This is a genomic window from Pseudomonas sp. 86_A, assembly GCF_017491705.1.
GTDB lineage: Bacteria > Pseudomonadota > Gammaproteobacteria > Pseudomonadales > Pseudomonadaceae > Aquipseudomonas > Aquipseudomonas koreensis.
Map to the genome: position 1 here is coordinate 60,952 of NZ_JAFGYS010000012.1, position 12,363 is coordinate 73,314.

At 62.6% G+C, this 12,363-nt stretch carries 8 protein-coding genes; 7 read left to right on the plus strand and 1 reads right to left on the minus strand.

All coding sequences use genetic code 11. From position 1 onward, the window contains the following. Nucleotides 1–106 precede the first annotated feature (106 nt). The 5 genes from J5M57_RS18955 to pgaD all read left to right on the plus strand — a co-directional run bounded on the left by J5M57_RS18955 (nucleotide 107) and on the right by pgaD (nucleotide 8,238). The gene (locus J5M57_RS18955) at nucleotides 107–1,612 is read left to right on the plus strand and encodes a YdgA family protein (RefSeq protein ID WP_207849350.1); all 1,506 of its coding nucleotides are present in this window, start codon (nucleotides 107–109) and stop codon (nucleotides 1,610–1,612) included. A 248-nt stretch (nucleotides 1,613–1,860) separates the two neighbouring features. After that, a complete protein-coding gene (gene pgaA / locus J5M57_RS18960; protein ID WP_207849351.1) occupies nucleotides 1,861–4,341 on the plus strand; it encodes a poly-beta-1,6 N-acetyl-D-glucosamine export porin PgaA in 2,481 nt (826 codons plus the stop codon). 12 nt (nucleotides 4,342–4,353) lie between these two features. Continuing rightward, nucleotides 4,354–6,351 carry a poly-beta-1,6-N-acetyl-D-glucosamine N-deacetylase PgaB gene (gene pgaB / locus J5M57_RS18965; RefSeq protein WP_207849352.1) on the plus strand — a complete coding sequence of 666 codons (1,998 nt, stop codon included), beginning with the start codon at nucleotides 4,354–4,356 and terminating at the stop codon, nucleotides 6,349–6,351. Nucleotide 6,352: 1 nt separating this feature from the next. Beyond that, a complete protein-coding gene (gene pgaC, locus J5M57_RS18970; protein ID WP_083367373.1) occupies nucleotides 6,353–7,708 on the plus strand; it encodes a poly-beta-1,6-N-acetyl-D-glucosamine synthase in 1,356 nt (451 codons plus the stop codon). Next, the gene (pgaD, locus tag J5M57_RS18975) at nucleotides 7,705–8,238 is read left to right on the plus strand and encodes a poly-beta-1,6-N-acetyl-D-glucosamine biosynthesis protein PgaD (RefSeq protein ID WP_169842716.1); all 534 of its coding nucleotides are present in this window, start codon (nucleotides 7,705–7,707) and stop codon (nucleotides 8,236–8,238) included. Before pgaC ends, pgaD begins: the two co-directional genes overlap by 4 nt. 103 nt (nucleotides 8,239–8,341) lie before the next feature. Here pgaD and J5M57_RS18980 read toward each other — a convergent pair whose 3' ends face one another. Further along, on the minus strand, nucleotides 8,342–9,865 hold the full coding sequence (locus tag J5M57_RS18980) for an FAD-dependent oxidoreductase (RefSeq protein ID WP_207849353.1): 1,524 nt from the start codon (nucleotides 9,863–9,865) through the stop codon (nucleotides 8,342–8,344). A gap of 139 nt (nucleotides 9,866–10,004) precedes the next feature. On the opposite strand from J5M57_RS18980, the gene J5M57_RS18985 reads away from it, so the two are divergent. After that, nucleotides 10,005–10,565: a YbhB/YbcL family Raf kinase inhibitor-like protein gene (locus J5M57_RS18985; protein WP_169842714.1), complete on the plus strand. Its 561-nt coding sequence runs from the start codon at nucleotides 10,005–10,007 to the stop codon at nucleotides 10,563–10,565. Between the two features lie 87 nt (nucleotides 10,566–10,652). Beyond that, the gene (locus tag J5M57_RS18990; protein WP_207849354.1) at nucleotides 10,653–12,338 is read left to right on the plus strand and encodes a VWA domain-containing protein; all 1,686 of its coding nucleotides are present in this window, start codon (nucleotides 10,653–10,655) and stop codon (nucleotides 12,336–12,338) included. Nucleotides 12,339–12,363: the final 25 nt, after the last annotated feature.

A 12,363-nucleotide genomic window follows, 5' to 3' on the forward strand; every position in this document is an offset into this window, starting at 1 on the left:
CAGTGCTAATCTCCACCGCTAATTTCAGCGGAGTCGAGCCGCGACCCGGTCACGGGTTCAGGGAAGACGACCACATTTTCAGCCACGGACATTGATCAGGTCATTCATGAATAAATCAGCAGGCGTGCTTCTCGGGATTGTTGTTGCCATCGGTGCCATCAGCGCTGGCGGGGCCTGGTATACCGGGACCAAGATCGAAGGCGTGCTGAACAACGCCGTCACCAACGCCAACAAAGAGCTGCAGACCGCGATGGCCGGCTCCAATGGCACCGCGTCGCTGGAACTGGTGTCGCTGGAGCGTCACACCTTCACCAGCACCGCGCACTACCGCCTCAAGGGCGAAGGCGAGATGTTCGGTGACAAGCCGGTCGAGCTGCTGTTCGTCGACCACATCGAGCACGGCCCGCTGCCGTTCTCGCGTCTGGTATCGCTGAAGTGGCTGCCGGTCATGGCCACCAGCAACTACGAGCTGGAAAAGAGCCCGGCCACCGAAAAATGGTTTGCCGCCACCAAAGGCGCCGCGCCGCTCAAAGGCGTGACCAGCATCGGCTACGACGAATCCACCACCAGTACCCTCGATCTGCTGCCGTTCGAAACAGCGCTGGATGAGCAGTCGAGCCTTAAATTCTCCGGCCTGACCATGAACATCTCCGCCAGTGCCCAGGCGCAGAAGGTCAAGGCTGACGGTTACATGGACAGCCTGAAACTGGTCACTGTGGCGCAAGACCAGGCGCCTGTGCAGGTCGAACTCAACGGTCTGACCCTGGCCAGCAACCTCGCCAAGAGCAGCTACGGCTACTACACCGGGGAAAACACCCTCGAGCTGACCAACAGCAAAACCACCTTCGGGCCCAAGCAGTCGGTACTCGGCGTGAAGAGCTTCGAAATGAAGAACCTCACCGAAGAGAACGGCACCAACGCCTCCGGCCGCGCCGACTACCAGGTCGGCGAAGTCACTCTCAACGACAAGAAAATCGGTTCGGCCAGCATGGCCATGAGCCTGAAGAACCTCGACATCCCGTCGGCGATGTCGCTGATGCAGGTCTACCAGACCAAATTGCAACCGTACGAGAAGGAAGCGGCGGCCGCTGCCGAAGCCGGCCTGCCAGCCCCGGAACTGAACCTGACCGAAGCCGAGTCGGCACAGGTCAAGGCTGACCTGCAGAAACTGCTGGGCGCCAGCCCTCAGATCGCCCTGGAAAACCTGTCGCTGAAGACCGCCAACGGTGAAAGCCGCGCCAGTCTGGTGATCGACCTGGCCAAACCGCAGTCGATGGACCTGCCGCCGGATCAACTGGGCAAGCAGTTGATCGCGCTGCTGGACCTGAATATCCAGGTGTCCAAGCCAATGCTGGTCGATCTGCTCAGTGTGCAGGCGCAGCTCGATGGTCAGACTGATGCCAAAGCCATCGTCGATGGGGCCAGCGGCGCAGCCGATATGTTCTCCGGCATGGCGGTCGGTTCGCAGCTGGCGACCATCGACGGCACCAACGTCGTGACCAAACTGCATTACGCCGCCAATCAGGTGGAATTCAACGGCCAGAAAATGACCGTTGAGCAGTTCGTCGGCTTCCTGATGAGCAAGTTCGCTGGCGTCACGCAAGTGCAGTAATACTGCGTTCTAAATAGCAACGCCCGGCCTCTGTATCCCGCAGACGCCGGGCGTTTTGCTGTCTGGCATTCGGCTTTTCGGCTGAGCCGGCACCTCGATTCTGAACAATTATTGTGTTCCGAATATTCGACTACGCTTGCATGCAAGACTGCCTGACTAAGCTTGGCCGAGTGCTCTCGACTCGGCCGCCGTTACTAATGGGCAAGGGGGGCATTGCGACCCGGCTGGCCATGTAAGGATGCTGACGAATGCCGCGTATTGATGTGCCTGTTCTACATCGTGGTTTACGCCCGTTGTTTCGCGTCGCGCTGTGCAGCCAGTTGCTCTGGCCGGCACTGGCGTTTGCCGATACGCCCTATGATCAGATGGTGCGCGACGCCCGTGCCGGGCAGACCACGCCTGCGCTGAACGTACTGCGTCAGGTGCCGTCCGGCCAGGCGACCACCGGCCAGATCAGCGATCACCTGCAGATCGCCAGTTGGGCAGGCCTGGATGCCGAAGTGGTGCAGGTCTATGAAACCCAGGGCCGTGACCGGGCGCTGCCGGTGCAGGCCCTGACCGCCACCGCCCGTGCATACCGCAACCTCAAGCGTTGGGACCAGGCGATCCAGGTCTACAACAAGGCCCTGGCCCTGGAACCGGACAACGCCGACCTGCAATTGGGGCAGGCCCTGACGCAGGCGGACTCTGGCAAACCCGACGAAGCCGTAGCCCGTGCCAAGGCGATGGTTGCCGCCAAACCGGATGATGCCTCCCGTCGTCTCGCGCTGGGCTACGCCCTGACCCGCGCCGGCAAGCAGTACGACGCCCTGTTTGAATACGATCAAGCGTTCATCCGCGCCGGCAGCAAGCCGGACGTCGCCCGTGAATACGTGGTCGCCCTGCAAAAGGCGCGTCTGCCGGAACCGGCGCTGCGTCTGGCCAATCAACGTCCCGGGCTGATCGACCCGGTGACCCTGCGCCGCCTCGAAGGCGATCTGGCCGCCGAGCGCGTGCGTCTGGCGGAATTCGCCTCGCGCAGCGAAAAAGAACGCTACGTGATTGCCGACCGCGCGCTTGCCGATTACGACAAGTTGCTTGCCACCTGGACCCCGGATGCCAGTGCCCACGAAGACGTGACCCGCTGGCGCATCGACCGCATGGGCGCGCTCAAGGCCCGCGCGCGCACCGCGGATGTCATCAGCGAGTATCAGAAGCTGCAGGCCGAAGGCGTGAAGATTCCGACCTACGCCCTGCGTTGGGTGGCGGCGTCGTACCTGGATCAGCGCCAGCCGGAAATCGCCACCGATCTGTATCGTCAGGTGCTGTCGGCGCCGGACGCCGATGCCGGCGATCGCCTCGAAGACAGCACGGCGCTGTATTACTCGCTGCTGGAAAGCGACCGCGCCGAAGAGGCGCGCAAAGTCGCCGAGGATCTGGCCAGGAGCCAGAAACCGCGGGTCGAACTCAAGGGCCTGCCTATCGGCAACCCCAACGACGAATGGATGGACGCCCAGCAACTCGCGGCGCAGGCCGGCACCTACGGCTCCGACTTGCCCCACGGCGAGGAGCGCCTGCAAACACTGGTCGATCAGGCACCGGGCAACGTCGGCCTGCGTCTGGCCCAGGCCGACCTGTATCTGGCCCGGCAGTGGCCACGCCGCGCTGAAACCCAGCTCAAGGAAACCGAGAGCATGGTGCCCCGCGATATGGGCCTTGAAGTGGCCCAGGCGCGCACCGCGATGACCCTGCAGGAATGGCGGCAGATGGATGCGCTGACCGATGACGTGGTCGAGCGTTTCCCGGACAACCGTCAGGTGCAGCGCGCGGCCCGTGAGCGCGAAGTCCACGACATGTCCGAACTGCGCGTCGAAGCCTACGGCGGCAAGGCCAATGGCGGCGGCAACAGCGGTGCCGGTGCGGTCAGCGGCAGCCGTGATTTCGGTATCCAGAGCACCCTCTACAGCCCGCCAATCGATGAAGACTGGCGCGTGTTCGTGGGTGCCGGTTATGCCACCGGTGACTTTGCCGAAGGCACCGGCACCGACCGCTTCCAGCGCGTTGGCCTGGAACGGCGTACCCGCGACATGAGCCTGGAAGCCGAAGTCTCCAACCACGACTACGGTTACGGCGCCAAACAGGGCGCGCGCATCGCGATTGCCCGCGACATCAACGATCACTGGCAGTACGGCGGCAGTTTCGCCTATCTGTCGGCCGAGACGCCGTTGCGTGCGCTCAACAGCGACATCAAGGCCAACGGCGGTAACGCATTCATTCGCTGGCGCGCCAACGAGAGCCGCGAGTGGAAATTCTCCGTCAGCCCATCGCACTTCAGCGACGGCAACAACCGGGTCGAAGCCTTGCTCACTGGACGTGAGGGCGTTTATAGCGCGCCGAACGTGCAGGTCGATGCCGGTCTGGAAGTCGGCACCAGCCACAACTCCCTGTCCGAGGACGTGCCGTACTTCAACCCGAAGTCGGACTTCAGCGTCATGCCGACGGTCAACGTCAACCATGTGCTCTACCACCGTTACGAAACCTCGTGGAGCCAGCAATTCCAGGCCGGCGCGGGCACTTACAGCCAGCGTGATTACGGCACTGGCGGCATGGCGATGCTCGGTTATGGCCAGCGTTATGCCTGGAACGACGTGTTCGAGGTGGGCGGTTTGTTCAGTGTGATCAACCGGCCCTACGACGGTGATCGGGAGACCGATCTGCGTCTGCTCGTCGACCTCACTTTCCGCTTCTAGAAGAGTTTGAAGATGCCTTTGATGACGCGTTTCATCCTTCTGCTGGGAGTGCTGCTGATCAGCGCCTGCGCCCAGCAAGCCCCGGCCTTCGCGCCGCCGTCGCAACGTCCGGTGGCGGCCAATGAAAAACCATGGCCGAAAAACCATGTGCTGGGCATCGCCTATCACGATGTCGAAGACCGCGACCCCGATCAGGCCGTGGTGGCCGTGCGCACCGAGCGCATGATCGAGCAGCTCGCGTGGCTGCGCGAGAACGGCTATAAGCCGGTCACCGTCGATCAGATCATGGCCGCACGCAAGGGCGGCCCGGAACTGCCGCCCAAAGCGATCCTGCTCAGCTTCGACGACGGTTATTCGAGCTTCTACACCCGCGTGCTGCCGGTGCTGCGCGCCTATAACTGGCACGCCTTGCTGGCGCCGGTGGGCACCTGGATCGATACCCCTCTGAATCAACCCGTGGATTTCGCCGGTGCGCCGCGAGCGCGCTCGGACTTCCTGACCTGGGACCAGGTGCGCGAGATCTCGCAATCGGGGCTGGTGGAAATCGCCGCGCACACCGACGCCAGTCACAAAGGCATCCTTGCCAACCCGCAGGGCAACATGCAGCCAGCGGCGGCGACTCGTCGCTACGATCCGGTCACCAAGCGCTATGAGTCCGAAGAGGATTTCCGCGCACGGATCCGCAACGACGTCGCGACCATCTCGGAAAAGATCCGCAAGGTCACCGGCAAGAAGCCGCGCATCTGGGTCTGGCCGTACGGCACGGCGGACGGCACTTCGCTGACCGTGGTCGGCGAGCAGGGCTACGAAATGGCCCTGACCCTGGACGATGGTCTCGACGCCCTCGACAACCTGATGAGCAGCCCGCGCTTCCTGGTGGCCTCCGATCCTGACGGCGAGCATTTCGCCAACAGCGTCGTCGGGGTGCAGTCGGACTTCACCATGCGCGTGGTCCACGTCGATCTCGACAACGTCTATGACCCGGATCCGGCGCAGCAGGAAATCAACCTCGGCAAGCTGATCCAGCGCATGGCCGACATGGGCGCCAACACGGTGTTCCTGCAAGCCTTTGCTGATCCGAAGGGGGACGGGCTGGTGCACTCGTTGTACTTCCCCAACCGTCACCTGCCGGTGCGCGCCGACATCTTCGACCGTGTGGCCTGGCAACTGCGCACCCGCGCCCATGTGAAGGTGTTCGCCTGGATGCCGGTGCTCAGTTTCGGCCTCGACTCGAAGCTGCCGCGCGTGACCCGCTGGGATCCGAAGACCGGTACCACGTCGGTCGATCCGGATCAGTATCAGCGCCTGTCGCCGTTCGATCCGCAAGTACGGCGGATCATTGGCGAGATCTACGAAGACGTGGCGCGCCTGACCTCGGTTGACGGCATTCTTTATCACGACGACGCGGTGCTCTCGGACTTCGAAGACGCCAGTCCGCAGGCCTTGAAAGCCTACGCCGCACAGGGTTTGCCGGGATCGATTGCCGCTTTGCGCGAGGATCCGGCCGCTCTGCAGCGCTGGACGCGCTTCAAGAGCCAATACCTGATCGACTTCACCAATGAACTGACCGCCAAGGTCCGGGCGATCCGTGGCCCGCAGGTGCTGACCGCACGCAACATCTTCGCCGAACCGATCCTCAATCCGGACAGCGAAGCCTGGTTTGCGCAGAACCTCGACGACTTCCTCGTGACCTACGACTGGACGGCGCCGATGGCCATGCCGTTGATGGAGAAACAGACCCAGGCGCAATCCGGCCCGTGGCTCGAAGCACTGGTGGCGAAGATCAAGCAGCGCCCCGGTGCACTGGATCGCACGGTGTTCGAACTGCAGGCCCGCGACTGGACGAAAAAAGACCAGGCCGACATCGACGGCGCCCAACTGGCCGACTGGATGGGCCGGCTCAAGCGTCAGGGCGCGACCAGCTTCGGCTACTACCCGGACAACTTCCTCGACAACCTGCCGGACCTGAAAACCGTAAGGCCTGCGCTCTCCAACAAATGGAACCCATGACATGCTGGATAGACTGTTAGCCCTGCTTGTTCTGGCGCTCGTCCTCGGCGTGCCGCTGGGGTTGATCTTCCTGGTCACCGGGCAGTTCCTGATGGACTTCGTGTTCTTCTACCCGTTGTTCATGTCCGGCCTGTGGATTGCCGGCGGCCTGTATTTCTGGCTGCACTGGGAACGCCATTGGCCGTGGCAGGACGACACCCTGCCGCCGCCACTGGAAGGCGAGCCGCTGATCTCGATTCTGATTCCTTGCTACAACGAAGGCGAAAACGCCGCTGACACCATTCACGCGGCGCTGGCCCAGCACTACCCGAACATCGAGGTCATCGCGATCAACGACGGCTCCAAGGACAACACCGCCGAAGTGCTCGACCGGCTCGCCCAGGAAGACCCACGGTTGCGAGTCCTGCATCTGGCGGAAAACCAGGGCAAGGCCGTGGCCCTGCGCATGGGCGCGATTGCTGCGCGCAGTGAATATCTGGTGTGCATCGACGGTGACGCGCTGCTGGCGCCGAACACCGCGGCCTATCTGGTGGCGCCGATGCTCGATAACGCGCGGCTTGGCGCCGTGACCGGCAACCCACGGATTCGCACGCGTTCGACCCTGGTCGGGCGGGTGCAGGTCGGTGAGTTCTCGTCGATCATCGGGTTGATCAAGCGCACGCAACGGGTGTTCGGACGGATCTTTACCGTCTCCGGCGTCATCGTCGCGTTCCGCCGTACCGCGTTGAACCGGGTCGGCTACTGGAGCCCGGACATGATCACCGAAGACATCGACATCAGCTGGAAGCTGCAGCTCGATCACTGGAGCATCTTCTACGAGCCGCGGGCGCTGTGCTGGATCCTCATGCCGGAAACCCTGCGTGGCCTGTGGAAGCAGCGCCTGCGCTGGGCCCAGGGCGGTGCCGAGGTGCTGTTCAAGAACATTCGCGGGATCTGGCAATACCGCCATCGTTACCTGTGGCCGCTGCTGTTCGAATACTGCCTGTCGACCGGTTGGGCCTTCACCTTCCTGCTGTCGGTGATTTTCTGGGCGGTGGGCAAGTTCGTGGTCATGCCGGAATCGATTGCCGTGCATCACCTGATGCCGCCGGCGTTCACCGGATTGCTGCTGGCCTTCGTCTGCCTGGTGCAGTTCGCTGTCAGCATCATTATCGACCGACGCTACGAGCCGGGCCTGGGCAGAACCATGTTCTGGGTGGTCTGGTACCCGATCGCCTTCTGGCTGGTCAGTCTGCTCACCACATTGGTCAGTTTTCCCAAAGTGTTGTTTGGTCAACATCAGAAGCGTGCGCGCTGGGTCAGTCCTGATCGCGGCATCAAGCCGGTCGGGGACGACGAAGAGGAGGTCATCAAATGAAAATCATCCGGACCCGCCAGCGACCCTTCCTGGTGGTGGTCGATGTGATCCTCACCGTAGTGGCCTGGGTCGGCCTGCTGTTTCTGCTGATACGTGGGCTGTGGCCGTTGATCGAGACTCACGCCGGAGGCCCGCGAATCGACAACTCGGCGTTCGAAGCTCTTGGAACGTTGCAGATCTACCTGTGGGTGGCGCTGGTCAACGCTGTGATCCTCATCGGCTGGGCGCGCTATCAGCAGCGCAAGAGCAGAAGCTTCGCCCAGCGTCGATTGCCGGCGCCGGTGGTCGATGACGAAGGGCTGAGCAAGAGTTTCCGGCTTTGCGATGACCGCTTGCAGAAACTGCGCACCCCGGGGGTGATGACCATCCACAACGATCAGGAAGGTGACATCAGCCATGTGGTGCTGAACTTCCGACCGCTGCAGCCGGCGGAATTGCCGCCACCGCTGGCGCCGCTGGAGCACCCGCGGGTGATCTTTCTGCACGCCGAGGATGACGACAATCGTGATCCGGTGAATCGTCCCACCTGAACGACGATTCCTCTGTAGGAGCTGCCGAAGGCTGCGATCTTTTGATCTTTAAAATCAAAATCAAAAGATCGCAGCCTGCGGCAGCTCCTACACGAGTCGATGACTAATCGCGAATCAGCTTCCACGCTTCTTCCATCGCCAGCGGCTGTTTCATCCGTTCGGCGAGCATTGCCATCTCCCGCTCCCTCTCACACGCCACCGCCGCTACAACCCTGCCGTTCCTGCCAAACAGCCCAAGGAAAGGCGGATGTTCAGGCTCGCCGATGAACTCGATTTGATCCCAATGCTCGGCATGGCCGAGATAGTCGTAGTTCCTGCCGAAATGCCAAGTCCAGAAAAACGGCACATCCAGATAATGCTCGTCCGCGCCCAGCATGTTGGCGGCGGCGATGCGCGCATGCTGTTGGGCCAGGCGCCAGTGTTCGATGCGTTGCGGCTGGCCGTTGAGGATGAACGTGGCGATATCGCCAATCGCCCACAGGCCATCAGCGACGCGCAGACTGGCGTCGACACGCAGCGACTGGTCTTTCTCCCGGGGCAGCGACGCGAAAGCCTCGGTGGCCGGGTGTACCCCGACCCCCGCCAGCACCAGGTCTGCCGACAGGCGCAAACCATTGTCCAGCAACACCGCCTCTACGTTGCCGTCGCCGGTGATTTCCCGGGCTTCGTGGTCGGTGATGAATTTCACTCCGTGTTGTTCATGCAGCGCACGGATCACCTTGCCCACGGCTTCGCCGAATTGCGCGGCGAACGGGATGGCGTGGCGGGCGATGACCGTGACGTCGAGGCCGAACTGGCGCAGCGCCGAGGCACATTCGAGGGCGATGAAGCTGTCGCCTATGATGACCGCACGTTGCTCGGGGCTGGCCGCGCGCATGATCTGTTCGGCCTGGGCTTTCGAGCGCAGGACAAACACTTGCGGCAGATCGGCGCCGGGCAGTTGCAGCGGGTTGGGCTCGCCGCCGGTGGCGAGCACTGCCGCGTCGTAGCGCAGGGATTGGCCGTCGTGCAAATGCAGGGTTTTTGCCGAAGCGTCGAGGGCGGTGATTTCGCCTTGTTGGCGTTCGATACGCTGCTCTTTATAAAAATCTTCATCGCGCAGCGGCGGGGTTTCCTGCGCGGTCATTTCGCCGGCGAGGACAAATTTGCTCAGTACCGTACGGTCGTAACCGGCATCCGCTTCACGGTCGATCATCACGATGCGGCCACCAAAACCTTTCTCCCGCAGTGCCGCCGCACACGCCGTGCCGGCTGCACCTGCGCCGACAATCACGAACGTGCGCGGATCATCTGCTGGCGGCGTGTGCGCATCCGGCAACGGCTGATCATCAACCCACACCTCATCGCCCCGTAACTCCAGTGGATAACGCTTGAGGCTGTCGAGGGCCGGCGGTTCGCACAGCGCGCCGTCCTCGGCGCGAAACGCAGCCTTGTGCCACGGGCAGATCAGGCGTCCGTGACACAGCGCGCCGTCCGCCAGCGGCGCGCCGGCGTGTGGGCATTCGCCCTGGAAGGCCCGTAGCTGGCCGTTTGTGCGCAGCAGGACAATCTTGCAGTCGCCGATTTCGACCTGCAGGCCACGGTCTTCAGGGACATCGGCGAAACGGGCGACACGGTGCAGGGACATGTTCGACTTCCTCGCGGGTATTTCTCTTACGAGTTTGTGCAGCAATGCGAGGTTCAGCCAATTGCCACTGCCATGGCACGAACGGTACAGCTATAGTTTGCAGGCCGACGAAGGCCCAACTGCACAAGGTACTCCCGGAATGACCCGATTGACCTCTCTCAACCCTTGGCTGGCGGCCGTTGCCGTCGCCCTTTGCGTGCAGTTTCCGGCGCAGGCGGCCGAGCGCTTTACCCTCGACATCCCCGGTGTCTCGGACAACCGCCTGTTCACCTCGGCCGCAGCGAGTGATGCAGCCGGTTGCGGTGGCAAGAACCAGTCGCCGGCCCTGGCCTGGAACGCTGGCCCCAGCGCCACGCAGAGCTACGCGATCGTCATGCACGACCCGGACGGCCAGAAAGGCGCGGGTGTTGATCACTGGATTCACTACGGCATCAAGGCCACCACCCGGCAGATTCCGGCCGGTGTCGGCGCCAAATCCAACCTCGAAGGCGTGGGCGGCACCAACAGCAAGGGCACCACACATTACATCGGGCCATGCCCACCGGTTGGCGACAGCGCCCACCACTACATCATCCAGATCTACGCCCTCGACCTGGCCCCGGACGCCTTGCCCGCCGGCCTCACCCGCGCCGAACTGATGGACAAGATCAAAGGCCACGTACTGCGTAACAGCAGCGTGGTGCGGCGTTATCACCGCTGAAAATAATTCGGCGGCGTTTAACCCGAACTGAAGGGGCTGCCCGTCTCAGAGGATGAATGGATCACTTTCATCCCGAGGTCAGCCCCCATGTCCCGTTCTCTGCCTTTCCTGCGACCTGTTGCGGTCGGTGTGTTGTTGGCCGTCGCCGGTTGCGGCGTGTCTTCCGATCCGGAGTCGGCTGCCGTCCCGGCGCCCGCCCAGCCGCAAGCTTCGATTCAGCATGAAGCGCTCAGGGCCGATGACACCATGGCCAAGCGCAGCGCGCGTGCAGCGCCGATCGCCAGTTTCGCCGCAATGCCGGCCCCGGACAGTTATCCACAGGGCTACCGCGACGAACAGCGCGAGCAGTATCAGGCACTGGCCGACAACCCGATCCACAGCGTCGCTGAAGCCCCGGTCTCGACCTTCAGCGCCGACGTCGACACCGGCGCCTACGCCAACGTCCGACGCCTGCTCAATCAGGGGCGTCTGCCGCCGGAAGGCGCGGTGCGTCTGGAGGAAATGGTCAATTACTTTCCCTACCACTACACGCTGCCCAGCGATGGTTCACCGTTCGGCGTAACCACCGAATTGGCCGCCACCCCGTGGAATCCGCACACGCGCCTGCTGCGCATCGGCATCAAGGCCTCCGACCGTAGCGTGGCGGAACTGGCTCCGGCGAATCTGGTGTTTCTGGTGGATGTGTCCGGTTCGATGGACCGCCGCGAAGGGCTGCCGCTGGTCAAAAGCACGCTGAAACTATTGGTCGATCAGTTGCGCGAGCAGGACCGGGTGTCGCTGGTGGTGTATGCCGGTGAATCCCGCGTCGTGCTGGAGCCAACGTCCGGCCGGGAAAAGGCCAGGATTCGCAGCGCCATCGAGCAATTGACCGCCGGCGGTTCAACGGCTGGCGCGTCGGGCATCGAACTGGCCTATCAAATGGCGCAGCAAGCGTTCATCCCCAACGGCATCAACCGCATCCTGCTGGCCACTGACGGTGACTTCAACGTCGGCGTCAGCGACTTCGACAGCCTCAAGCAAATGGCTGTGGATAAACGCAAGACCGGGATTTCCCTGACCACCCTGGGTTTCGGTGTGGATAACTACAATGAACACCTGATGGAGCAACTGGCCGACGCCGGTGACGGCAACTACGCCTATATCGACAACCTGCGCGAGGCGCGCAAAGTGCTGGTGGATCAACTCGGTTCGACCTTGGCGGTGGTGGCGAAAAACGTCAAATTGCAGGTGGAATTCAACCCGGCGCAGGTCAGTGAATATCGCCTGCTCGGCTACGAAAACCGCGCCTTGAAGCGTGAGGATTTCAGCAATGACAAAGTCGATGCCGGTGAAGTCGGCGCAGGACACACGGTGACCGCGCTGTATGAAATTGTTCCGGCAGGCGAGAAGGGCTGGCTGGAACCGCTGCGCTACGGTAAATCGCAAGCGCCGGTGTCGGCGAAGGACGGGGAAATGGCGATGCTGCGTGTGCGTTATCAACAGCCTGAAGGTGGGAAAAGTCGGCTGATCGAGCGGCCGATTACCAGTCAGGTTGTACCGGCCAGCGAAGATCTGCGTTTTGCCGCAGCGGTCGCGGCGTTTTCCCAGCAGCTCAAGGACGCTCGCTACACCGGCGATTTCAGCCTGAAAGACACCGAAGCGCTGGCCCGTGGTGCGCGCGGCGAGGACCGTTTCGGCTTGCGCAGCGAGTTCGTGCAACTGGTGGAACTGGCGCAGAGCCTGCGCACCTCAACCGCATCGAATGCGATGCCCACTGAGCGACGGATTGAATAGTGAGCCGCCTCAAAGGCTTCATCAC

What these genes read in the sequence shown, in the direction of transcription:
- J5M57_RS18955 (WP_207849350.1), top strand. Translation starts at nt 107, where the DNA reads ATGAATAAATCAGCAGGCGTGCTTCTCGGGATTGTTGTTGCCATCGGT.
- pgaA (WP_207849351.1), top strand. Translation starts at nt 1,861, where the DNA reads ATGCCGCGTATTGATGTGCCTGTTCTACATCGTGGTTTACGCCCGTTG.
- pgaB (WP_207849352.1), top strand. Translation starts at nt 4,354, where the DNA reads ATGCCTTTGATGACGCGTTTCATCCTTCTGCTGGGAGTGCTGCTGATC.
- pgaC (WP_083367373.1), top strand. Translation starts at nt 6,353, where the DNA reads ATGCTGGATAGACTGTTAGCCCTGCTTGTTCTGGCGCTCGTCCTCGGC.
- pgaD (WP_169842716.1), top strand. Translation starts at nt 7,705, where the DNA reads ATGAAAATCATCCGGACCCGCCAGCGACCCTTCCTGGTGGTGGTCGAT.
- J5M57_RS18980 (WP_207849353.1), bottom strand. Translation starts at nt 9,865, where the DNA reads ATGTCCCTGCACCGTGTCGCCCGTTTCGCCGATGTCCCTGAAGACCGT.
- J5M57_RS18985 (WP_169842714.1), top strand. Translation starts at nt 10,005, where the DNA reads ATGACCCGATTGACCTCTCTCAACCCTTGGCTGGCGGCCGTTGCCGTC.
- J5M57_RS18990 (WP_207849354.1), top strand. Translation starts at nt 10,653, where the DNA reads ATGTCCCGTTCTCTGCCTTTCCTGCGACCTGTTGCGGTCGGTGTGTTG.